This is a genomic window from Mesorhizobium sp. WSM4887 (assembly GCF_029625865.1).
Lineage (GTDB): Bacteria > Pseudomonadota > Alphaproteobacteria > Rhizobiales > Rhizobiaceae > Mesorhizobium.
The window spans coordinates 76520-98475 of sequence record NZ_JARTVP010000011.1; the positions used below are offsets into that span (position 1 = coordinate 76520).

Consider the following 21956-nt stretch of genomic DNA (forward strand, 5'->3'; position numbering starts at 1 on the left):
TGGCGAATCGCCCTCCAAAGGGCGATGCACCATCTCCGCTATTCCGGCCTGCCTTTCGAGGAGCAACGCGCGGCGTTCCTCGAAATCGTGGCGGCGGACCCGCTGCTGGCCAAAACGCTGGCGCGAGTGCGTGAACTGGCGTTGCCGGACTGGCTGGTGGTTTCCGGCGCGCTCTACAACAGCATCTGGAACCATCTCACCGGCAGGCCCTCAGGCTACGGCATCAAGGATGTCGATCTGTTCTATTTCGACGGCACCGATCTCTCCTACGAGGCCGAGGATGCGGTGATCCGCCGGGCGGCGCAGCATTTCGAAGGACTGACGCTGCCGGTGGAGGTGCGAAATCAGGCACGCGTGCACCTGTGGTATCCGGCCAAATTCGGGCAGGCATGCCCGCGCTACACGAGCGCGAGTGAATCGGTCGGCTATTTCGCCTCGAAGACGCATGCGGTCGGGGTGCGGTTCGACGCAGACGAGGCGTTGGAGCTGGTGGCGCCGTTCGGGCTCGACGACATTTTTTCGTTCCGTATCACGCCGAACCGGGCGCTGGACAACCAGCGGACGCATGAGGCGAAGGGGAGGAGGGCGCGAGAGAACTGGCCGGAGATCAGCGTGGTGCCTTGGTAGGTCAGCGCGAGGCGCCCCCCTCTGTCCTGCCGGACAGAGGGGGGCGCTGTCCCGCCAGCGTCTCAAAGCAAGCTGAAATGTCTAACCATTCACCAGCGCCAGCAGCTCTTCGGTATAGCGCTTGCCGACGACCTTGTCGGGCGACAGCGCGTCGCCGATGGCCGCGACCTCGGCGGCGCTCAGCTTGATCCCGGCCGCTGCCGTGTTCTGCTCCAAATGGCGGATCTTGCGCGCGCCGGGGATCGGCACGATGAAATCGCCCTGGTGCAGCACCCAAGCGAGCGCCAGTTGTGCCGCTGTCACGCCCTTTTCCATCGCCCACTTTTCCAGCACGGCAATGACGGCATTGTTGGCTTCCATGGCTTCGGCCTGGAAGCGCGGCAGGCCAAGGCGCCAGTCGCCGGCGCCGAGCGTATCGCGCTTGGCGATGGTGCCGGTGAGCAGGCCGCGGCCGAGCGGACTGTAGGGGACAAAGCCGATGCCGAGCTCGCGGCAAACGGCAAAGACCTCGTCCTCGGGATCGCGGCTCCACAGCGAATACTCGCTCTGCACGGCGGCGATCGGGTGCACGGCATGCGCCCGGCGCAGCGTGGCGCCGCTCACTTCCGACAGGCCGAGCGCCCGCACCTTGCCCTCGCGCACCAGTTCGGCCATGGCGCCGACCGTGTCCTCGATCGGCACGTTCGGGTCAACGCGATGCTGGTAGTAGAGGTCGATGACGTCGGTATCGAGCCGCTTCAGCGAGGCCTCCGCCACCGCCTTGACGTGCTCAGGGCGGCTGTCGACGCCGATCATGCGGTCGATGCCCGAACCGTGCTCGGATATCTTGAAGCCGAATTTGGTGGCGATGGTGACCTTCTCGCGTACCGGCTTCAGCGCCTTGCCGAGCAGGATCTCGTTCTCGTAAGGGCCATAGACTTCGGCGGTATCGAAGAAGGTGACACCGATCTCGATGGCGCGGCGCAGCGTAGCGATGGCTTCCGCCTCCGGCTGTCCGCCATAGACAAAGCTCATGCCCATGCAGCCGAGGCCGACGGGGAAGACTTCGAGTTCAGTTCCTAATTTGCGGGTTTGCATGGCGCATCTCCTTGTTGCGATGGAGATGAAATAGCGCCTAGGCATCCGTTCGATAATCATGTCTCTTTCGCACAGCTCGCTCTATAAGATAGATCAATGAACCGGACGAACCTTTCCCAGCTGGCCGTTCTCGCCGCGGTCGCGCAATGGGCCAGCTTCCGCGGCGCGGCCCGCGAGCTCGGCATCGCGCCGTCGGCGGTCAGCCATGCGGTGGCGAGCCTGGAGGCGCAGCTCGGCGTACGGCTGCTGGCGCGCAGCACGCGCAGTGTCGCCCCGACCGAGGAAGGCGCGCGGCTGTTGGAGCGCCTGCGGCCGGCGCTGTCCGAGATCGACCTGGCGCTGGAAACGGCGGTCGAGGCGCGCGACCGCCCGGCCGGCAATCTCAGGCTCAGCGTGCCGCGCACCGCCGCGCATCTGGTGCTGACGCCGCGGCTCGCTGCCTTCACGGCCGCCTATCCCGAGATCGTGCTGGGGGTCGTCATCGAGGACCGCTTCACGGATGTGGTGGAGGGCGGGTTCGACGCCGGTGTCAGGCTGGGCGAAAGCCTGCAGCGCGACATGATCGCGGCGCGCATAGGGCCGAACATCCGCGGCGCGGTGGTCGGCGCGCCCTCCTACTTCGCGACCATGCCCAAACCGCGTCATCCGCGCGATCTCGCCGATCACCGCTGCATCCGCTTCCGCTTCTCCAGCGGCATCCTCTACCGCTGGGAGTTAGAGAAGGACGGCGAGGAAATCGAGATCGCAGCACAAGGGCCGCTGATCCTCGACGAGGACCATCTGATCGCCCAGGCCGCGATCGACGGCGCCGGGCTCGCCTTCGTCTTCGAGGACTATGTGAAGGCGCCGCTCGCCGATGGCCGGCTGATCCGCGTGCTGGAGGACTGGTGCCCCGCTTTCGACGGCTTCTTCGTCTACTACCCAAGCCGCCGCCAGATGCGGCCGGCGTTGCGGGCCTTCGTCGATTTCTTCAAGGTGAGCCCGTAGGGCTCCTCCGTTCCGCTTGTGGGGAGGGCTGGAAGAAAGGTGATTTCAGCGACGTTTTTCGACCATGCAATCGTCCATCACCAACACCGCCACCCGCTATGGCTGGGCGATGATCATCCTTCACTGGCTGATCGGCATCATCTTCATCGGCCAGTTCGTGCTCGGCTTCGTGATGATGCGCATCGATAGCCAGCGGACGTCCTTCGAGCTGATCCAGCTGCATAAGTCCGTCGGCTTCCTGCTGCTTGGGCTGGTCATCCTGCGCATCGCCTGGCGTGTCGGCAATGCGGCGCCAGCACTCCCGCCTTCGGTCGGAACATTGGAGCGCAAGGCAGCGCCGCTGGCGCATTTGGCGCTTTACGCCTTCCAGGTTGCGCTGCCGCTCTCCGGCTGGGCGCTGGTCTCGGTCTCGACGCTGGAAATCCCGACGATGCCGTTCAACCAGTTCGTCATGCCCGACCTGCCGCTCGCCGAATCCGACGCCGCGGAAAGCTTCTGGTCGGCCGCGCATTGGTATCTTGCCTATGCCGGCATCGCGCTGGTGGCGTTGCATATCCTTGCAGCGATGCGCCACCATTTCCTGCTGCGCGACGGCGTGCTCACGCGCATAATCACGCCTTCGTCTGCCCGGGAATAGAGCGGGCCGCCCGTTCGTTGGTGGCGGGAAGACAGCAATGCGCTGGTTCAGGATAGGAAGATGTCGATGCATGCGCGCATCCTCGGATTGGCGGCCTTTGCCGCTTGCCTTGCCGCGCCGGTTTGCGCCGCGGTGGCGCTCAGTGACGCCGCCGGCAGCTACACGATCAGCCCGGCGGGCTCCTCGATCCGCTTCACCATCGGCAAGGCCGGCGGTGGCGGCTTCGGCGGCGCCTTCGGCCGCTTCAAGGGCACGATTCGCATCGACAATGCCGATGTCGGGCGCTCGAACGGTCAACCTCACCATCTTTCCGGAAAGCGTCGGCACCGGCCAGGGCCGCATCGATGCTTTCCTGCGTTCCGACGCCGTCTTCGACAGCGCCAACAATCCCGAGATCCAATTCCGCTCGACAAACGTGACCCGCACCGGCGAGACCACCGCCGTGGTCACCGGCCGGCTGACGGCGCGCGGCAAGACGTTTTCGGAAAAGTTCACGGCCGAGCTCGATGGGCTGAAGTCAGGAACCATCAAGTTCCATGTCACCGGCAAGGTGCTCAGATCGCGCTACGGCATGGATGTCGGCACGCCGATCTATTCCAACGTCGTCGACTTCGACATGACCCTGACGGGGAGAAGGGGTTAGCTCTGGTCGCGCATCCTCGGGTTCGTCATCCTAGGGCGGAGCAAGGAGCGAAGCGACGCGCGCAGACCCTAGGATCCATGCCGTGGCGCTAAGGCGTTGCAACGGTTACAGAATTTTGCATCCCTGCACTTTACGTCATAGGTCACGGAATGGATCCTCGGATCAAGCCCGAGGATGACGAAGGCGCTTTGTGGCCCGCGTCTGCGATTGGCTTTTCTCCGGAATTGGGGCACACCTCCATCGACGTAACTGACATGGAGAAGCATGATGTTCCGATGGGGTGTTCTGTCGACGGCCAAGATCGGCCGCGAGCAGCTTTTGCCGGCGATCGTAGATTCGGAGAACGGCGTGCTGTCGGCGATCGCCAGCCGCGACCTGTCGAAGGCCAAGGCATTGGGCGAGCGTTTCGGCGCGCCGCATGCCTTCGGCTCCTATGAGGAACTGCTCGCTTCCAAGGAGGTCGACGGCGTCTATGTTCCGCTGCCGACCTCGCAGCATGTCGAATGGACGGCAAAGGCAATCGAGGCGGGAAAACATGTGCTGGTCGAGAAGCCTCTTGCGCTCGACGCCAAGGACATCCCGCCGCTGATCAAGCTGCGCGACGAGAAGAAGGTGCTGGTCTGCGAGGCCTTCATGGTCATCTATCACCCGCAGTGGATCAAGGTGCGCGACCTGATCGCCAGCGGCGCGATCGGCCGGCTGCGCCACGTCCAGGGCGCGTTTTCCTATTACAATGTCGATCCCAGCAACATGCGCAACCAGCTGGATCTCGGCGGCGGCGCGCTGCCCGACATCGGCGTCTATCCGACCGTGTCGACGCGCTTCTCGACCGGCAAGGAACCGGTCCGCGTGCAAGCCAGCATTGAGCGCGACAAGACCTTCGGCACCGACATCTATTCCTCGATCCGCGCCGATTTCGGCGACTTCGAACTGTCCTTCTACCTGTCGACGCAGATGGCGGCGCGGCAGGTGATGGTGTTCCACGGCGAGAAGGGTTTCATCGAGGTCTTTGGTCCGTTCAATGCCGGGCTCTACGACCATCACCGCATCGAATTGCACAACCAGAACCACACCGAAGCGCAGGTGTTCCGCTTCCCAGGCACCCAGCAGTACCGGCTGGAATGCGAGGCCTTCGTACGCGCGGCCCAGGGCGGCAAGGACCGTGTCTTCACGCTGGAGGAATCGGTCCTGAACCAGAAGGTCATCGACGCCATCTTCCGCGCCGGCGACAAGGACGGCTGGGAGCCCGTCTGACTCTTTGTCTCGACGCAATTCCGGACGGAAGGCTACGGCGAAGTCGCCGAGCCCAAACCGCTTCGCACTTTTCCTGGAATTGCTCTGCCGGCCGTTTTGAGGGGAGGAAAGATGGCTGACGACGCGGATGTCATCATAGTCGGCGCGGGGCTGGCAGGCCTCGTCGCCGCGGCAGAACTTGCCGAGGCCGGCAAGAAAATCATCATCGTCGACCAGGAGCCCGAGCAATCGCTGGGCGGCCAGGCCTTCTGGTCGTTCGGCGGGCTTTTCCTGGTCGACTCGCCAGAGCAGCGGCGCATGCGCATCCGCGATTCCCACGACCTCGCGCTCGCAGACTGGATGGGCACCGCCGCCTTCGACCGCCCTGAGGATTTTTGGCCGCGCAAATGGGCTGAAGCCTATCTCGGCTTCGCCGCCGGCGAGAAGCGCTCCTGGCTGATCGAGCGCGGGTTGAAATTCTTCCCCGTCGTCGGCTGGGCCGAGCGCGGCGGCGGCAATGCCAGCGGCCACGGCAATTCGGTGCCGCGCTTCCACATCACCTGGGGCACCGGGCCCGGCGTGCTGGAGCCCTTCGTGCTGCGCGTGCGCGAGGCGCAGAAGCGTGGGCTCGTCGAGTTCAAGTTCCGCTACCGGGTCAACGAGATCACGCGGACCGGGAAGACGGTGACCGGGGTGCGCGGCGACGTGCTGGAGCCAAGCACGGTCGAGCGTGGACGCAAGAGCTCGCGCAACGTGGCCGGGGATTTCGAGCTCCACGCCCAGGTCGTGATCGTCGCTTCCGGCGGCATCGGCGGCAACCACGAGCTGGTGCGTAAGAACTGGCCGCAGCGTCTCGGCGCGACGCCGAAGCGCATGATCACCGGCGTGCCGGACCATGTCGACGGCCGCATGCTGGCAATTGCCGAAGCAGCGGGCGGGAGGGTCATCAACCGCGACCGCATGTGGCACTATGTCGAGGGCATCAAGAATTGGGCGCCGGTCTGGACCGATCACGCCATACGTATCCTGCCGGGTCCCTCTTCGCTATGGCTCGACGCGCGCGGCAGACGGCTGCCGGTGCCGCTTTTCCCAGGCTTCGACACTTTAGCCACGCTCAGCCATATCATGAGCACCGGCTTCGATTATTCGTGGTTCATCCTGACGAAGAAGATCATCCAGAAGGAGTTCGCGCTGTCGGGCTCGGAGCAGAATCCGGACCTCACCGGCAAGAGCTGGCGGCAGGTGCTTGGCCGCGCCACGTCGGGCATTCCCGGCCCGGTGAAAGCCTTCATGGAAAAGGGTGAGGATTTCATCGTCGAGGCCAACCTTTCGAAGCTGGTGGCGCGGATGAACGGGCTGGCCGGCGAGCCGCTGCTCGATGTGGCGCAGGTCGAACGCGAGATCCGCGCCCGCGACATGCAGCTCGACAACCCGTTCTCCAAAGATGCGCAGGTCACCGCGCTGCGCGGCGCGCGCGCTTATCTCGGCGACAGGCTGATCCGCACCGCAAAGCCGCACAAGATGCTCGATCCGGCGAACGGCCCGTTGATTGCGGTCCGCCTCAACATCCTCACCCGCAAAACGCTGGGCGGCTTGCAGACCGATCTCGACAGCCGCGTGCTCGACGCGGCGGGCGAGCCGGTGCCTGGTCTCTACGCGGTGGGCGAGGTCGCCGGCTTCGGCGGCGGCGGCGTGCACGGCTATGCGGCGCTCGAAGGCACCTTCCTCGGCGGCTGCATCTTTTCCGGACGCAGCGCCGGAAGGGCGGCGACGAAGGCGGTCGGATGAGCGATCGAACGGTGTTGCCAAAAGCTCGTGAGCTCGGCCCACCTTGTATGCTGCGGCCTCATTCGGGGTTTGATGTTGCTTGAAGTCGATGCCGGAAAGGGCGTTGACGATGCACGGAGACCTCATACCAAGCGGCCTCCGGCAAGTTTGGCCTCTTCCCCAAGCAAGATGGCCCTTACAACGGGTACCCACGCGCTTTAACGGATGCTAATATTCTCCGTTACTCGGGAAGGTCGCAATGTCCAAGGTTTGTTTGTTGTGCGCGTGCCTTCTTTTGCTGGCCGGCTTGTCGACACCGGCCTCCTCTGAGACCCAGATCGGTCAACGCAGCCATAGATATGCGCTCGTAATCGGTAACTCGGCCTACCGTTTTGCGTCATCGCTTCCCAACGGGGTAAATGATGCGAATGCCATCTCCCGAGTTTTGCAAGAGACGGGCTTCGACGTCACCCTTGGATTGGATACCGACGCATCAACGTTCAGGGAACTCATCGGAAAATTCAGGCGAAACTTGCGGCCGGGTGACGTCTCGCTTTTTTACTTCGCCGGACACGGGCTCCAAGCGAACGGGGAGAACTACCTATTGCCGGTTGACGCCGCCCTTCAACGTCCAGCCGACTTGGCTCTGGAGGCTGAGCGCCTGCAAGACATCATCGCCGCCATGACGGCCGAGGAAAATATCGCAATCGTCCTTCTCGATGCCTGTCGGGACAATCCTTTCGTTAAGCAATTGAGTGGACCGGGTCAAAGTCGCGGCCTTGCCATAGGAAAGGGGCTGGGAGCCTTGGATGCTGGCAGGGGAGTCTTTATCGGCTTTGCAACACAACCCGGCAACGTGGCTCTCGATGGAGCCGTCAATCATAGTCCGTTTGCAGACTCTCTTGTGAAGCGGATAAAGACTCCTTCGATCGACATTGAAATTCTCATGCGTCGCGTCCGGTTGGACGTCATGAACGCGACTTCTGGGAAGCAGGTTCCCTGGAGCAACTCGTCCCTGGTGGAGCCGGGATTCTCATTCAACCCAGATGCCGCGTCTAGTCCGTCTTCGGCAGACGCCTATCAGCCAGACATCAACGCGGCGGCAGAGCTTGAATTCTGGAAATCAATCAAGGATACATCCGATGTCTCGATGTATCGTGCTTATCTAGCGGCATTTCCGAATGGTGCATTCGTCGAAATTGCAAAGAGCCGAATTGCCAAGTTCCAAGCACCTACGCCGCCACGCAAAAAGATCCTGCCAAAGAAAGTCAGTCGCAAGCCGCAAGTGTCGTTGCCTGTCGATGAACCTTCCAATCGTTCGGCAAAAACGAGCGCACCAGCTAAACCGGAATCCGTGGGGCGATGCAGGGATGGCAACAAGGAGAGGTGTCGCCAGAGATGCCGTGAAGGCGCAAGGCGTGCCTGTCGCAAGCTGCAACAGCTAGGGGGTTAGTAACGCCGATGACTGCCTTGCGCGCGGTGGGACTTAGGCCGCGCCGCCGACTGCGGCTGGAGACGAGCAAGGGTGCATGAAAAAAAGCTGAACTCAAGAACGCTCGGGTACCACTGCCGACCCGATCAGGATCGTGGATTAATACGCCACGTGAACCTCGCCGCGTGAGCGTAGGCAGCCAGCGACTGCTTCGGCCGGCGAGGCAAATGCGCGGGAGTTCAGTTTGATTAATTGGCGCGCCCGAAGAGATTCGAACTCCTGACCCCCAGATTCGTAGTCTGGTGCTCTATCCAGCTGAGCTACGGGCGCGCATCAGGCCGTGTGAGACACAAGCCCCGCGATCCGGTCGAGACGCCGGCCGCGATGTGGAGTGTTCCCTAACGACTGAATTTCGGAAAAGCAAGCCGGCCCGGCAAAAGTTTTGTCGCAGGCGTTTACAGGATCACATTCCGACCGGGGTCTTTGCTTCGCGGAACTCCGAAGCGGGAACGTCTTCCCTGGCCTGCCACGGTCAAGCCGGGCGGCGCAGGCCGTTGCGGGCCTGATCGAGCCGCACCGGCTGGTCGGGGATGGTGACGGCGAAGACCGTGCGGCCGCCGATCGATTCGACCAGCTCCACCGTGCCGCCATGGGCGCGGATCAGCTCATGGGCGATCGCCAGGCCAAGGCCGGTGCCGCCGCTGCGCGCCGAGCCGCGGAAGGCGGCGAACAGGTTCTCGCGCGCCTTGGGCGGGAGGCCGGGGCCGGTGTCGCTGACGGTGATGCGGCTGACGCTGCCCAAGCGCTCGGCCGAGACGGCTAGCCGACGCACCACCGCGCTCTCCGTGTCGGCCGCCATTGCCTGCACCGAGTTGCGGCACAGATTGGTGAGCACGCGGAAGAGCTGGTCGGAATCGGCGTCGACTTCGAAGGTGAGCTCGACGGCATTGATGAATTCGATGCCCTCCTCGATATCGAGCAGGCCGTGCACGTCGTCGACCAGCTGGCGCAGCCGCAAGCGGCGGCGCGACGGCGCCGGCTCCTGTGTGCGGCCATAGGCAAGCACGCCCTCCGAATAGGCGACGGCGCGGTCGAGCGCGCGCAACAGCTTCGGCGCGAAGGACTGGACGGTCGGATCCTTCACCTGGCGCAACCGGTCCGACATAAGCTGCGCGGAAGCCAGGATGTTGCGCATGTCGTGGTTGATCTTGGACACGGCAAGCCCGAGATTGGCGAGGTGCTTCTGCTCGGCGAGCATTTTTTGCAGCCGATCCTGCATCTGCGACAACTCGCGCTCGGCGACGCCGATCTCGTCGGCACGCTCCGTCGGGCAAATTATGCGGCCGGGATCGTCCGGCGCCTCGGAGAAGGACAGGATCGAGCGCGTCATGGTGCGGATCGGGCCGATCATGATCAGATCGATCGCCGCATAGACAAGCATGGCGGTGAACAGCGAGATCAGCAGCGAGACGACGGCGACGTTACGCGAATATCTGAGCATGGCGTTGCGCAGACTGTAGTCCGGCATGATCAGCTCGAATTCCTTGTCGCTGTCGCCGACCGGGCCGAAGACGCGCAGCATCCGGTTTCCGCCGGCGAACAGCGTTTCCAGCGCGCCGGTCATGCCGTTGACCAGGCCGACATTGGCAATGTCGATATGCTCGTCGACCTTCGGCGGCATGTCGGCCACGACCAGCAGCCGCGAGACGCCGCCGTCGCGCACCGCGATCGCCTTGGCGCCGATCGCCATCAGCACGTCGTTCTGGGCGGTGTGCGACAGGGAGTTGGGCTCGCCCTGCAGCAACACGATCGACACGGCGGCGGAGGTGCTCAGCCGCTCCTTCAGCCAGTTCACCCGGTAGCTGGCGATCCAGGGCAGGAAGATCAGGATTTCGGCGAGCAGCACGAAGACGATGGTGAGAAGCAGAAGCTTGGTCGACAGACCGCGCGACAGCGGCACCCGGCGCGGCGAGCTTGCCGCCGCGGGGCGTGGCTTTTCATCCGTTGACAGGACTTCACTTGTCATGACGCGGTTTTCACGAAGGCTTGATCGAGCAAGATTATGCGATTTGCGGCTTTTTTGCCAATTTCGCCGCCAGCCAGTGAAAAAATGCCTTTGGGCGGGCTGGATTGACTTCCAAAATCCTTCTTCCTATAAGCCCGCTCACGCTCGGGCCTTCCGTCCCGGCGCGGTTTCGATCGCGCCTATAACCGGCCCGGCAAAGCTCCTGTTACAGTGTGACAGAATCAAGAAGGGCCGCACGCCGCGGTATTAAAACAAATGAAGCGTACCTACCAACCGTCCAAACTCGTCCGCAAGCGCCGGCACGGTTTCCGTGCCCGTATGGCCACCAAGGGTGGCCGCGGCGTCGTCGCAGCCCGCCGCAACCGCGGCCGCAAGCGGCTCAGCGCCTGAACGAAAGACGAGATCGTTGCCCGCAACCGGCAAGCCAAAGGGGAAAACTCCCGGGCGGCTTCTGAAACGCGCGGATTTCATGGCTGTGCGCGGCGGCGAGAAGCGCCGCGGGCGGCTTTTTCTCGTCGAGGTTCTCGACCGGGGCGACGATTGTGCGCCACGCGTCGGCTACACCGTGACCAAGAAGGTCGGCAACGCCGTGGTGCGCAACCGCGTCCGGCGGCGGCTGAGAGAAGCCGTGCGAACGCATGCCGCCGATGACATGGCGCCCGGCAGTGACTATGTCATCGTCGGGCGCGAAGACGTGCTTGCCATTCCGTTCGGCCAGTTGAAGGCCGAGCTTTCCCGCCGGCTGCGCGGAACACGATAGGCCAAGGGCTTTCGATGGAAAACAACCGCAATTTCTTCATCACCATCGCGCTGTCGGTGCTGATCCTGACGCTCTGGCAGGTGTTCTACATGAACCCCAAGATGGAGCAGCAACGCGAGCAGGCCCGCATCGAGCAGCAGCGCGTCGAGGCGCAGAAGAAGGAAGCGCAGGGGACCAATCCGGGCGCGGCCGGGACGCCGGCGCCGGCTCCGGGCGCCATCCCGACCGCACCTGGCGGCGAGACAGTCACTGTAGAGAGCCGTGACCAGGCTGTTGCCGCGACCAAGCGCATCAAGATCGACACGCCGAGCCTCGAGGGCTCGATCAATCTCACCGGCGCTCGCCTGGACGACCTCAAGCTCAAGCACTACACTGAGACGGTCGACAAGAATTCGCCCGAGATCCAACTCCTCAATCCGCAGGCGCTACCGACCGGCTATTTCGCCGAGATCGGGTTCGTCGGCACCGACAAGACCGGCGCGGTGCCGAGTTCCGACACGGTGTGGAGCGTTGAGGGCAATCCGACGCTGACCCCGTCGACGCCGGTGACGCTGACCTACACCAACGACAAGGGCCTGACCTTCAAGCGCACCATCTCGGTCGACAACGATTATATGTTCACCGTTTCGGACACCGTGCAGAATTCGGGAAGCGCTGCCGTCAGCCTGTTCAACTACGGTCGCGTCACGCGCTACGACAAGCCGGCGGTCGCCAGCACTTATGTGCTGCATGAAGGCCTGATCGGCGTTACTGGCACCGAGGGGCTGACGGAATACAAATACGCCGCCATCGAGAAGGACAAGGAAGTCAAGCCAGGCAAGTCGACCGACGGCTGGCTCGGCATCACCGACAAGTACTGGGCCGTCACCATGGTGCCGACCGAAAAGCAGCCCTTCCAGCCGCGCTACGGCTATTTCGAGGACGGGCGCCATCGCTACCAATCCGACTTCCTCACTGATCCGATCAACATCGAGGCCGGCCAGTCCGCAACCATCGAAACCGAAGTGTTCGCCGGCGCCAAGGAAGTCGCCAAGATCAACGCCTATGAGGCTGACCGCCATATTCGCCAGTTCAATCTGCTGATCGACTGGGGCTGGTTCTATTTCATCACCAAGCCGATGTTCTGGCTGATCGACACGCTGTACAAATTCTTCGGCAATTTCGGCCTAGCGATCCTGGCCACGACCGTCATCGTCAAGGCCATCTTCTTCCCGCTGGCCAACAAGTCCTACGCGTCGATGGCGAACATGAAGAAGGTGCAGCCGAAGATGCTGGAAATCCGCGAGAAATACGCGGACGACAAGATGAAGCAGCAGCAGGCGATGATGGAGCTCTACAAGACGGAAAAGATCAATCCGTTGGCCGGCTGCTGGCCGGTGGCGCTGCAGATCCCGGTCTTCTTCTCGCTCTACAAGGTGCTCTACATCACCATCGAGATGCGGCACGCGCCGTTCTTCGGCTGGATCCACGACCTCGCGGCGCCCGATCCGACCTCGGTGTTCAACCTGTTCGGCCTGCTGCCCTTCGCGCCGCCGGCCTTCCTCCCGCATATGGGCGCCTGGGCGGTCGTGATGGGCATCACCATGTTCCTGCAGATGCGCATGAACCCGACGCCGCCGGACCCGACGCAGGCCGCGGTGTTCACCTGGATGCCGGTCCTCTTCACCTTCATGATGGGTTCCTTCCCGGCCGGCCTCGTCATCTACTGGGCCTGGAACAACCTGCTCTCGATCCTGCAGCAGGGCGTGATCATGAAGCGCCAGGGCGCCAAGATCGAGTTGTGGGACAATCTGGCGGCGATGTTCCGCAAGAAACCATCGCCGGCGGAATAGATGGCACCCCGGTCCTAACACCAAAAACCCCGGCATGACCGGGGTTTTTTCGTTGGCGGCTTGCCCTATGGCGCTCCGGACAGAACTTCGCGCAGCCGTCTTTCGGAATTTGGCCTGCCCCCGCGAAACTGCGGCATGGCCTGCCTCGTAGCTTCCCCGGTCCTCCCCAAAAGCCGCGACGGCTTCCGGCGCAGCGACGCCGGTGTTGGGAAGGCCGTCCGGCAGGCCGGGGTCCCGCGGGGGGACCCCGGTTTTTCCTCCTAAAGCGCGACGCGCTTTAGGGACTTTGTTTTAATGCAGTGTCGTTTTCCCAAAACCGCTCCACGCTTTTGGGCGACATGCACCAGCTCACTCCATGACGGCGCTGTGGTCGACCTTGGCCGGTGTGCCAGGCTTGCGCAGCAGAAGCACAAGCGGGATGGCGGCGAGCGAGAGCAACATCATCAGCTCGAAGTCGTCGACATAGCTGATGATCGTTGCCTGCAGCGTGACCAGCCCGTCGAGCGCGGCGCGGCCGGCGGCGGTGTAAGGGCTCAGCGCCTGCGCGATCGCCGGATCGCCGAACGCCGGATTATAGGGCGTCACATAGTCGGCGATGTTGGCATGGTTGATCTGCTGGTTCTGCGTCAGAAGCGCGGTGACGACCGAGATGCCGACGCTGGAGCCGATGTTGCGCGACAGATTGTAGAGGCCCGTCCCTTCAGCGCGCCGTTCCGGCGCCAGCGTGGCGAAGGTGATGGTGGTGAGCGGCACGAACAGGAAGCCTAAGCCGGCGCCCTGGATGAAGCCGGTGCGGATGATCGTCCATTGCGAAACGTCCGGGGTCCAGCCGGTCATGTCGTACATCGCCCAGGCGGTGACCGCGAGCCCCGTGAACAGCAGCCAGCGCGTGTCGACCTTGCCGACCAGCCGGCCGACAAGGAACATGCAGGCCATGGTGCCTAGGCCGCGCGGCCCCATGACGATGCCGGCGGTCACCACGGGATAGCCCATCAGCGTTTGCAGGTAGGGCGTCATCAGCGCCAGCGAGGCGAGATAGGTGATGCCTATGATGAAGATGAACACCATGCCGACCGCGAAATTCCGGTCGAGGAACAGCCGCGGGTTCACGAAGGTGTCGCGGGCGGTGAAGGTGTGGACGATGAAGATATAGAAGGCCGACGCGCAGACCAGCGCCTCGACGATGATCTCGGACGAGGAGAACCAGTTGAGCTGCTCGCCGCGGTCGAGGAACATCTGCAGCGAAGCGATGGCGAGGCTGAGCATGCCGAAACCCAACCAGTCGAGCCGGGCCTTGAGGTCGAGCTTGGTCTCCTGCACGAACATCGAGACGCCGGCGAAAGCCAGCACGCCGATCGGCACGTTGATGTAGAAGACCCAGCGCCAGGAAACATTCTCGGTCAGCCAGCCGCCGATGACGGGCCCAAGCACCGGGCCGATCATCACCGAGACGCCGAACAGCGCCATGGCCGAACCGCGCTCCTCGACGCTGTAGATGTCCAGCAGGATACTCTGGGACAGCGGTACAAGGGCGGCGCCGAACAGGCCTTGAAGCAGCCGAAAGCCGACGATCTGCGGCAGCGACTGGGCAAAGCCGCACAGCACCGAGGCGACGACGAAGCCGGTGATGGCGACCAGCAGGATGCGCTTGCGGCCGAAGCGGTTGGCAAGATAGCCCGAAGGCGGCGTCATCACCGCCGCGGCGACGATATAGGAAGTGAGCACCCAGTTGATCTGGTCGGCGCTCGCCGACACGCTGCCCTGGATATAGGGCAGCGCCACATTGGCAATGGTGGTGTCCAGCGCCTGCATGATGACCGCCAGGATGACGCAGGCGGTGATGGCTCCGCGATTGGCGACCGCAGGCGTGCCCGTGGCGACGGTGCTCATGACTTTTGCTCAAACCGCTTGAAGAGGTCGGTCACGAAATCGGGCAGGCCGCGGGCATGGCCGGTGTCTATGCTGACAACCGTGCTCATGCCCCCGCGCAGCGGCGGCTTGCCTTGCGGGTCGTCGATCGTCACCCGCATCGGAATGCGCTGCACGACCTTGACCCAGTTGCCGCTGGTGTTCTGCGCCGGAAGCAGCGAGAAGCTCGACGACGAGGCCGGGCTGATGCTGCCGACCTTGCCATGCCAGACCTCGCCCGGATAGCCATCGATGCTGATCGTCGCCTTTTGCCCCGGCCGGACATAAGTGAGCTCGGTTTCCTTCGGCTCGGCGGCGATCCAGATGTCGGTCGACGAGACCAGGCTGAAGGCCGGCTGCGAGGCGGGAAGGTACTTGCCGACCTGCAGCGCATCGACATTGGTCACGACGCCGTCGAACGGCGCCTTGACGACGGAACCGCCGAGATTGCGCTGGGCATCATCCAGCGCCGATTGGGCCTGCAGGTAGAAGGGGTTCTTCTCGACCGGCTGGTCGGCGTCGCCGCCGAGCTGGGCGAGCGTTGCCTGCGCCTGCGCCTTGGCGACGATGACTTTCTGCCGGGCGGCGATGAGATCGTGCTGGGCGCTGTCGAAAGTCGCCTTCGAGGCGGTTGAGGTCTTGAGCAGATCCTGCTGACGCTGGAAGGCCGACTCGTAATAGGGGATGTCGGCCTCGGCCTGGGCGATCTGCGCCAGCGATTGCTGGTAGCTCGCCTGCAAGGTCAACACCTGGTTGCGCACCGTGCCGAGTTGCGCCTGAGCGCCGGCCAGCGCCGTCTCGAACGAGGCCGGCCGCAAGCGGAAGAGCACCTGGCCCTTCTTAACCGCCTCGTTGTCATGCACGTCGATCTCCTGCACGGTGCCGGAAACATCGGTGGAGACGCCGAGCGACTGCGCCTGGATATAGGCATTGTCGGTGGTCATGACCTGACCGCCGACGACGTAGTAATAGCCGCCGACCGCCAGCGCCACCGGAAGCAGCGCAAACAGGACAGACCGGGTTAAGCTGCGCCGCGGCTTGGCCCGGGCCGGCGAAGCTATCGTGACGGCGGCCGGCTTCGGCTGGGCCGAGGGTGCTTCGAGCGCAGCAGGTTCCGACGCGACAGGGGCTTCCAGCTCATCGTTTTCGATCCCCGGATTGGCGGCACGCCTTTGCTCGCGCTGGCTGTCCAGGCGAATGACCTGGTCGCTGCTTCTGTCGCCGGCATTGTCGCCGTCGGCGGGTTTGCGTGGTGAGGCTGGTTCAGACATGGACTTTTTCCCGGTCGACAGCCGGCTGGGCGCAGGCCTCGAGCAGATTGGATTTGATCAGACAAAGTGTTTGCAGCTCCTGCCGCGCGTCCGCGGAAAGGTGAATGCCTTGCTGTCGAGACAGATAGGGCCGCACCTGCCAATGCCCGCGAGTCAGGCTCGAGCGGCGCGAGCGCTGCTCGAAGCGTTTTCCGGGCAGGCGCGCGACGTCGTGCAGGACGAAGCTGCTGGTGAGCGAGGAAGGCATGGGAGGAACTTCGGAGTCGGCAGACAAGCTTTCGTGAGCATGCTTATTATCATCATGCACATAATCCTGCTGGACGCGGTGCGCAAGACCAGCTAAGCCGCCTGGAGCAAACGTCGCGCCGACGTGGCGCAACTGAAGGCCGGCAGAGGCACGCACGAAAAATGAAGATGAACCGGCTCAGGATCGCGACCGTGGCTGCCCTGCTGACATGCGCGTTTCCGGCCGCCGCCAAGGAAGCGGTGAGCTGCGGCGGCGCGGCAATGCTCGGCGGCGCGCAGCTCAACTGCAGCCACGTGCAACCCAAGGCTCCGCCGCAGTTCTGCACCTATAGCTGGGCCCTGCACACCTCGGCCGGCGACCAGAAAGTCGTCGACGGCAGTTTCACGCTGCCGCCCGGCGCCTCCAACGTCCAGGTCTATCAGGGCAGCGGTTTCGACAGCGCGCTTTCCAACCCGATCGTGATCTGTCGCGGCAGCCGCTGAGCGCGGGTTGGTGCTGCAGCCTGATCACGGTAGTTTGATCGGGAGACAGCGTCGCCAGGGCGCCGCCTCGTGCCTGCCAACTAAGGACTGACCGCGATGACCGGACCCAACCCCAACATCAAGCATCCCATTGCGATGCATCCGCGCGTCGGCTTCCTGAAGCCGCTGGTCAATGCGCCGAACATCGAGATCGGCGACTTCACCTATTACGACGATCCCGACGGCCCGGACAAATTCGCCGAGAGGTGCGTGCTGCACCACTATCCCTTCATCGGCGACAGGCTGATCATCGGCAAATTCTGCGCCATCGCCGAGGGTGCCCGCTTCATCATGAACGGCGCCAATCACGCCATGTCCGGCTTCTCCACCTATCCGTTCAACATTTTTGGCCATGGCTGGGAGGAAGGTTTTGACCCCGAGACCTGGTCGAAAGAGATCCGCGGCGACACGATCGTCGGCAATGACGTGTGGATCGGCATGGATGCGGTGATCATGCCGGGCGTCGAGATCGGCCATGGCGCGATCGTCGCAGCGAAATCGGTTGTCACGCACGACGTGCCGCCCTATGCGATCGTCGCCGGCAATGCGGCCAAGGTGGTGAAGATGCGCTTCGACGAGTTCACGGTGCGACGGCTTTTGAAAGCGGCCTGGTGGAACTGGCCGGTCGACAAGGTCAGCCGCAACCTCAACGCCATTCGTGGCGCCGACATTTCCAAGCTGGAGGCCGCCGTTTGAACGCGCCGGATAAAACCACGAGCGAAACTGCCATAAGTCCGGAGCTGTTCACCCGCGCGTGGATCTTCATCCGCGGCGTGCCGTCGATGAAATTCCTGCCGCCGGAAGGGCCGCCGGAGATCGCCTTTGCCGGCCGCTCCAATGTCGGCAAGTCGTCGCTGATCAACGCGCTGGTCGGCCAGAAGGGGCTGGCGCGCACCTCCAACACGCCGGGACGTACGCAGGAGCTGAACTATTTCGTGCCGGACGGCTTCTCCGGCGAAGGCGCCGACCTGCCGCCGATGGCGCTGGTCGACATGCCGGGCTACGGCTACGCCAGCGCGCCGAAGGACAAGGTCGATGCCTGGACGAAGCTGATCTTCGAATATCTGCAGGGCCGCGTCACGCTGAAGCGCGTCTATGTGCTGATCGACGCCCGGCACGGCATCAAGGCCAAGGACGAGGAGGTGCTGTCGCTGCTCGACAAGGCGGCGGTGTCCTACCAGATCGTGCTGACCAAGACAGATAAGATCAAGGCGGCCGGCGTGCCGAAGCTGATCGAGGAGACGCTTGCCAAGATCAAGAAACGGCCGGCGGCGTTCCCGGCGGTGCTCGCGACTTCGTCGGAAAAGGCCTCAGGGCTCGAGGATCTGCGCGCGGCGATCGCCTTGGTGGCGAACGGCGGCTGACGCATTTTTCGCCTTGGAGCAGGGCAGCCGCGTACTGCGCTCCCCCTCACCCAGTCTCCGCTTCGCCCGGCTGACCTCTCCCCGAGGGCCCCAGATAGACAAGGACGGGCAGGACCAGCCGCGATCGGCCGACCTGACTGCGCGCCCTAACGCCCGCTCAATCCGTCTCGTCGCGCTCCGGCGCATGGTCGCGCCGGCCGGCAAGGATTTCGCGCTTGCCGACATGGTTGGGCGCGCCGACCAGGCCTTCCTTCTCCATGCGTTCGACCAGCGAGGCGGCGCGGTTATAGCCGATGCCGAGGCGGCGCTGGATGTAGGAGGTCGAGCATTTCTTGTCGCGCTTGACCACTTTGACCGCCTCCTCATAGAGGGCGTCGCCATCCTCGGCGTCGATCGAGCCCTTGTCGAAGACTGGACCCGTGTCGGCCGGATCTTCTTCCTCTTCCTCGCCGGCGGTGACCGTATCGAGATATTCCGGGCGGCCTTGCGCCTTCAAATGCGCCACGACGTGCTCGACCTCGAGATCGGAGACGAAGGGACCGTGCACGCGCACGATGCGCCCGCCGCCGGCCATGTGCAGCATGTCGCCCTGGCCGAGCAGCTGCTCGGCGCCCTGCTCGCCAAGGATGGTGCGGCTGTCGATCTTGGACGTCACCTGGAAGGAGATACGGGTGGGGAAATTGGCCTTGATGGTGCCGGTGATGACGTCGACCGACGGGCGCTGTGTGGCCATGATCAAATGGATGCCGGCGGCGCGCGCCATCTGCGCCAGCCGCTGGATGGCGCCTTCGATCTCCTTGCCGGCCACCATCATCAGGTCGGCCATCTCGTCGACGATGATGACGATGTAGGGCATCGGGGCGAGGTCGATCTCCTGCTCCTCGAACAGCGGCTCGCCCGTGCCCTTCTCGAAGCCGACCTGCACCTGCATGACCACGACCTCCCCCTTGTCGCGGGCGGCCGCGGCGCGCTGGTTGTAGCCGTCGATGTTGCGCACGCCGAGGCGCGCCATCTTGCGGTAACGCTCCTCCATCTCGCGGACCGCCCATTTGAGCGCGGTGACCGCTTTCTTGGAATCGGTGACGACCGGCGTGAGCAGATGCGGGATGCCGTCATAGACGGACAATTCGAGCATCTTGGGATCGACCATGATGAGGCGGCACTCCGCCGGCTTCATCCGGTAGAGCAGCGATAGGATCATGGTGTTGATGGCGACCGACTTGCCCGAGCCGGTGGTGCCGGCGACCAGCAGATGCGGCATCTTGGCGAGGTCGGCGATGACCGGCTCGCCGCCGATGGTCTTGCCCAGCCCCAGCGCCAACTTGCACGATGTGTTGCGGAAGCCGGCCGATTCGATCAGCTCGCGGAAATAGACCGTCTCGCGCGTTTCGTTGGGCAGCTCGATGCCGATGACATTGCGGCCCGGCACCACGGCGACGCGCGCCGAGATGGCCGACATGGAGCGGGCGATGTCGTCGGCCAGGCCGATGACGCGGCTGGACTTCACGCCCGGCGCCGGCTCGAACTCGTAGAGCGTGACGACCGGACCCGGCCGGACATGGATGATCTCGCCCTTGACGCCGAAATCCTCCAGCACGCTTTCGAGCAGGTCCGCGTTCTGTTCCATCCGCTCCTGCGACATGTAGAAGCCCTGGCCTTCCGGCGGCATCTGCAGCAATTCCTCGGACGGAAGCTCGTAGCCGGCCGAAGCGGGCTGCGGCGCGACCTTGCCGGCGACGGGCAGGGGCGGCGCGGGTCTGGCGGCCTTGGCGCTCTTTGCGATGGGACGCGGCGCGACGGACTCAGGCGCGGGCGCGCGCGATTCGATTTCCCCAGGAGCGGACCGGAGAGCGGGCAGATCGACCGGCGCCGTCAGCGGGGCCAGACTTGCGGCCGGCCCGTGCGAGCGCCATTCGATGACGCGGTAGAACGAGGTCGCCTCGCCGATCGCGGCGGGGCGGAACGGGCTCGGTTGCGCCGCAGGACTCATCCGCGCGGGAGCCGCGGGCGTCTGCAAAGGATCGTTCAGCCGTGCCCGCGCCAGGCGCTCGGCGAGCAAGGGCAGGCTGAACTCGAAAAACGCATCGTCGGAAAGATAGGACCAACGAAATTTCGGCGGCTGCGGCTTTTGTGCCGGAGTGGCTACGGCCCGTGGCGGCGGCGCGGCGCTGGCCTGCTGCGGCTTGACGATGGCCTGCGGCGGCTTGGCCGGGGCGGTGGCGGCCGCGCCGGGGACTGCCCGGCCCGGATTGGTCGGCTGGGGCGCCAGCGGCGCCGGACGAATGGGAAGCCCGCGGGAAGCCACCGCCTTGGCCGGCGCTTCATCAACTGGCTCCGGTGCGGGCCGTTTGTCGGAATCCGGCGTGCGAGTGAAGCGCACATTGGGCGCGAGGAAGAAATATTGCTGCCAGGCCTGGCCGCCGAACTCGTCGCCGCCAGCCGAATCGGCGGCGTTCGATTCGCCGTCAGCGGCGGCTCGCAGCGTGACGACCTGCCCTGTTTGCCGCTGCGGCGGCACGGCAGCGCCATGGTGCCGCGCGTCTTCCGAGCTGCTGTCGTCGTTGTCGCCGTAAGCGGAAGCACCGGAAGGATTGGCACGGGTAAAACGCATGGATGTCACACTCGAGATTCGTCGAACAAACGTGTCCCGAGACATAGGAACCGATGGTTAACAAGCTCTTCCGGAAGGGTCCGGGAAAAGTGCCGGTCGACGGTTCGAGTTGGGCTGGAAGAAGGAGGTGACCGGTGGCATCGAAGTCGGCTGCCGCGGCGCCGTAGCGTCGTCAAAGCGCCTCGCGTTCCTTCGCAATCGCTGCGCGCCGCAGGTTCACGCCGAGAGCGACGCCTGCTCCTCGGCCGCGAGCTTCTCGGTGCCGTAGGCCTTCAGAAAGACGTTCACGCCGGAGCGAACGACATGCTCGATCTCGGCTTGGCTCGGCGCCTTGGTGCGGTAGGAAAAAATGCACTGGCGGAAGAGGCCGGCGAGGCAGAGCTCGGTGAACTGATAGGCGGCGAGATCGACATCGTCGATCTTCAGCAGGCCGCGTTCGACGGCTTCGTTGAGGAAGATCATCACCTTGTCGTGGCCACGCTTGGGACCGCGCTCGTAGAAGCGGGCGCCAAGCTCGGGAATCCTGTCGGAAGCGCCGACCACGGTGCGCTGCGCCTGGATGACCTTGGCCGAGGTGATCTTGGCGGAGAGCACCATGCCGAACTTCACCAGCGTCTTGCGCAGGTCGTCGAAATGGTCGAGCACCTCATACATATTCTTGAAGATGGTGCCACGCTCTTCCTCGATGAGAGCCTCGAACAGCTCTTCCTTGTTGGCGAAATAGACGTAGATCGTGCCCTTGGAGACGCCGGCCTCGCGCGTGATGTCGTTCATCGACGCGGCTTCGAAGCCCTTGTCGATGAAGACGCGGCGCGCGCCTTCGATGATCTGGGCCCGTTTGATCGGATCCTGCCCGGCCGCGGGACGGCCTTTGCGCAGGTCGAGCAGATCGCTATCGGCTGTCGTTTCGACCATCGGAGTCAAACCTCACGAAATATTTCGAACCAACCGGTTCGATTTGCTCTTGATATGGGCCTCTTTCCGCGCTATGTCAATCGCCAATTCGAACCGAA

At 63.9% G+C, this 21956-nt stretch carries 19 protein-coding genes, 1 tRNA gene and 1 pseudogene; 13 read left to right on the forward strand and 8 right to left on the reverse strand.

The features are described from left to right. The first annotated feature begins 24 nt into the window (after positions 1-24). Complete coding sequence (locus tag P9230_RS27315) at positions 25-627, forward strand: nucleotidyltransferase family protein (RefSeq protein ID WP_278113801.1); 603 nt, start codon at positions 25-27, stop codon at positions 625-627. 81 nt (positions 628-708) lie between these two features. Here P9230_RS27315 and P9230_RS27320 read toward each other — a convergent pair whose 3' ends face one another. Next, complete coding sequence (locus P9230_RS27320; protein WP_278121255.1) at positions 709-1704, reverse strand: aldo/keto reductase; 996 nt, start codon at positions 1702-1704, stop codon at positions 709-711. 96 nt (positions 1705-1800) lie between these two features. On the opposite strand from P9230_RS27320, the gene P9230_RS27325 reads away from it, so the two are divergent. From P9230_RS27325 to P9230_RS27350, 6 genes and pseudogenes are all read left to right on the forward strand, one after another. Further along, positions 1801-2691: a LysR family transcriptional regulator gene (locus tag P9230_RS27325; protein ID WP_278121256.1), complete on the forward strand. Its 891-nt coding sequence runs from the start codon at positions 1801-1803 to the stop codon at positions 2689-2691. Positions 2692-2755: 64 nt separating this feature from the next. Next, positions 2756-3328 carry a cytochrome b gene (locus tag P9230_RS27330; protein WP_278086063.1) on the forward strand — a complete coding sequence of 191 codons (573 nt, stop codon included), beginning with the start codon at positions 2756-2758 and terminating at the stop codon, positions 3326-3328. Between the two features lie 66 nt (positions 3329-3394). After that, positions 3395-3971 (forward strand): annotated as a pseudogene (locus tag P9230_RS27335) (YceI family protein). A 267-nt stretch (positions 3972-4238) separates the two neighbouring features. Then, positions 4239-5225, forward strand: a complete 987-nt coding sequence (locus P9230_RS27340; protein WP_278121258.1) for a Gfo/Idh/MocA family oxidoreductase — start codon at positions 4239-4241, stop codon at positions 5223-5225. Positions 5226-5336: 111 nt separating this feature from the next. Next, a complete protein-coding gene (locus P9230_RS27345) occupies positions 5337-6992 on the forward strand; it encodes an FAD-binding dehydrogenase (RefSeq protein WP_278121260.1) in 1656 nt (551 codons plus the stop codon). Positions 6993-7230: 238 nt separating this feature from the next. Further along, positions 7231-8424 carry a caspase domain-containing protein gene (locus P9230_RS27350; RefSeq protein ID WP_095827292.1) on the forward strand — a complete coding sequence of 398 codons (1194 nt, stop codon included), beginning with the start codon at positions 7231-7233 and terminating at the stop codon, positions 8422-8424. Between the two features lie 232 nt (positions 8425-8656). Here the strand turns inward: P9230_RS27350 and P9230_RS27355 are convergent. Both P9230_RS27355 and P9230_RS27360 read right to left on the reverse strand, forming a co-directional pair. Beyond that, positions 8657-8733: transfer RNA gene (locus P9230_RS27355), tRNA-Arg, on the reverse strand. Positions 8734-8935: 202 nt separating this feature from the next. Then, entirely contained in the window at positions 8936-10429 is a 1494-nt protein-coding gene (locus P9230_RS27360; protein WP_067002984.1) for a HAMP domain-containing sensor histidine kinase, read from the reverse strand. Between the two features lie 255 nt (positions 10430-10684). Here P9230_RS27360 and rpmH point away from each other — a divergent pair, with 255 nt between their 5' ends. Genes rpmH through yidC form a run of 3 tightly spaced genes read left to right on the forward strand, consistent with a single transcriptional unit; the run spans position 10685 to position 13021 of the window. Next, entirely contained in the window at positions 10685-10819 is a 135-nt protein-coding gene (gene rpmH, locus P9230_RS27365) for a 50S ribosomal protein L34 (protein ID WP_008833937.1), read from the forward strand. Positions 10820-10835: 16 nt separating this feature from the next. Next, a complete protein-coding gene (rnpA, locus tag P9230_RS27370) occupies positions 10836-11189 on the forward strand; it encodes a ribonuclease P protein component (protein WP_067323826.1) in 354 nt (117 codons plus the stop codon). 14 nt (positions 11190-11203) lie between these two features. Next, entirely contained in the window at positions 11204-13021 is a 1818-nt protein-coding gene (yidC, locus tag P9230_RS27375; protein ID WP_067002989.1) for a membrane protein insertase YidC, read from the forward strand. A gap of 348 nt (positions 13022-13369) precedes the next feature. On the opposite strand, the gene P9230_RS27380 is transcribed toward yidC, so the two are convergent. Genes P9230_RS27380 through P9230_RS27390 form a run of 3 tightly spaced genes read right to left on the reverse strand, consistent with a single transcriptional unit; the run spans position 13370 to position 16579 of the window. Next, complete coding sequence (locus P9230_RS27380; protein WP_278121262.1) at positions 13370-14911, reverse strand: DHA2 family efflux MFS transporter permease subunit; 1542 nt, start codon at positions 14909-14911, stop codon at positions 13370-13372. Further along, positions 14908-16200: an HlyD family secretion protein gene (locus P9230_RS27385; RefSeq protein WP_278121264.1), complete on the reverse strand. Its 1293-nt coding sequence runs from the start codon at positions 16198-16200 to the stop codon at positions 14908-14910. The genes P9230_RS27380 and P9230_RS27385 overlap by 4 nt, the downstream gene beginning before the upstream one ends. Continuing rightward, positions 16193-16579: a hypothetical protein gene (locus P9230_RS27390; RefSeq protein ID WP_245491823.1), complete on the reverse strand. Its 387-nt coding sequence runs from the start codon at positions 16577-16579 to the stop codon at positions 16193-16195. Before P9230_RS27390 ends, P9230_RS27385 begins: the two co-directional genes overlap by 8 nt. A gap of 35 nt (positions 16580-16614) precedes the next feature. Between P9230_RS27390 and P9230_RS27395 the strand changes: the two genes are divergently transcribed. The 3 genes from P9230_RS27395 (at position 16615) to yihA (ending at position 18332) form a co-directional block, all read left to right on the forward strand. Further along, positions 16615-16929 carry a hypothetical protein gene (locus P9230_RS27395; RefSeq protein WP_095825578.1) on the forward strand — a complete coding sequence of 105 codons (315 nt, stop codon included), beginning with the start codon at positions 16615-16617 and terminating at the stop codon, positions 16927-16929. Between the two features lie 96 nt (positions 16930-17025). Further along, positions 17026-17664, forward strand: coding sequence for a CatB-related O-acetyltransferase (locus tag P9230_RS27400; protein ID WP_127324171.1), 639 nt, complete (start codon positions 17026-17028; stop codon positions 17662-17664). Then, positions 17661-18332: a ribosome biogenesis GTP-binding protein YihA/YsxC gene (gene yihA, locus P9230_RS27405; protein ID WP_067002997.1), complete on the forward strand. Its 672-nt coding sequence runs from the start codon at positions 17661-17663 to the stop codon at positions 18330-18332. The genes P9230_RS27400 and yihA overlap by 4 nt, the downstream gene beginning before the upstream one ends. A 157-nt stretch (positions 18333-18489) precedes the next feature. Here yihA and P9230_RS27410 read toward each other — a convergent pair whose 3' ends face one another. Both P9230_RS27410 and P9230_RS27415 read right to left on the reverse strand, forming a co-directional pair. Continuing rightward, on the reverse strand, positions 18490-20943 hold the full coding sequence (locus P9230_RS27410) for a DNA translocase FtsK (protein WP_127247475.1): 2454 nt from the start codon (positions 20941-20943) through the stop codon (positions 18490-18492). A 216-nt stretch (positions 20944-21159) separates the two neighbouring features. After that, positions 21160-21858: a TetR/AcrR family transcriptional regulator gene (locus P9230_RS27415; protein WP_067323814.1), complete on the reverse strand. Its 699-nt coding sequence runs from the start codon at positions 21856-21858 to the stop codon at positions 21160-21162. Between the last annotated feature and the right edge of the window lie 98 nt (positions 21859-21956).

Bases quoted from the DNA above. Each gene is read 5' to 3' on its own strand.
- P9230_RS27315 (WP_278113801.1), top strand. From the start codon at position 25: ATGCACCATCTCCGCTATTCCGGCCTGCCTTTCGAGGAGCAACGCGCG.
- P9230_RS27320 (WP_278121255.1), bottom strand. From the start codon at position 1,704: ATGCAAACCCGCAAATTAGGAACTGAACTCGAAGTCTTCCCCGTCGGC.
- P9230_RS27325 (WP_278121256.1), top strand. From the start codon at position 1,801: ATGAACCGGACGAACCTTTCCCAGCTGGCCGTTCTCGCCGCGGTCGCG.
- P9230_RS27330 (WP_278086063.1), top strand. From the start codon at position 2,756: ATGCAATCGTCCATCACCAACACCGCCACCCGCTATGGCTGGGCGATG.
- P9230_RS27340 (WP_278121258.1), top strand. From the start codon at position 4,239: ATGTTCCGATGGGGTGTTCTGTCGACGGCCAAGATCGGCCGCGAGCAG.
- P9230_RS27345 (WP_278121260.1), top strand. From the start codon at position 5,337: ATGGCTGACGACGCGGATGTCATCATAGTCGGCGCGGGGCTGGCAGGC.
- P9230_RS27350 (WP_095827292.1), top strand. From the start codon at position 7,231: ATGTCCAAGGTTTGTTTGTTGTGCGCGTGCCTTCTTTTGCTGGCCGGC.
- P9230_RS27360 (WP_067002984.1), bottom strand. From the start codon at position 10,429: ATGACAAGTGAAGTCCTGTCAACGGATGAAAAGCCACGCCCCGCGGCG.
- rpmH (WP_008833937.1), top strand. From the start codon at position 10,685: ATGAAGCGTACCTACCAACCGTCCAAACTCGTCCGCAAGCGCCGGCAC.
- yidC (WP_067002989.1), top strand. From the start codon at position 11,204: ATGGAAAACAACCGCAATTTCTTCATCACCATCGCGCTGTCGGTGCTG.
- P9230_RS27380 (WP_278121262.1), bottom strand. From the start codon at position 14,911: ATGAGCACCGTCGCCACGGGCACGCCTGCGGTCGCCAATCGCGGAGCC.
- P9230_RS27385 (WP_278121264.1), bottom strand. From the start codon at position 16,200: ATGTCTGAACCAGCCTCACCACGCAAACCCGCCGACGGCGACAATGCC.
- P9230_RS27395 (WP_095825578.1), top strand. From the start codon at position 16,615: ATGAACCGGCTCAGGATCGCGACCGTGGCTGCCCTGCTGACATGCGCG.
- P9230_RS27400 (WP_127324171.1), top strand. From the start codon at position 17,026: ATGACCGGACCCAACCCCAACATCAAGCATCCCATTGCGATGCATCCG.
- P9230_RS27410 (WP_127247475.1), bottom strand. From the start codon at position 20,943: ATGCGTTTTACCCGTGCCAATCCTTCCGGTGCTTCCGCTTACGGCGAC.
- P9230_RS27415 (WP_067323814.1), bottom strand. From the start codon at position 21,858: ATGGTCGAAACGACAGCCGATAGCGATCTGCTCGACCTGCGCAAAGGC.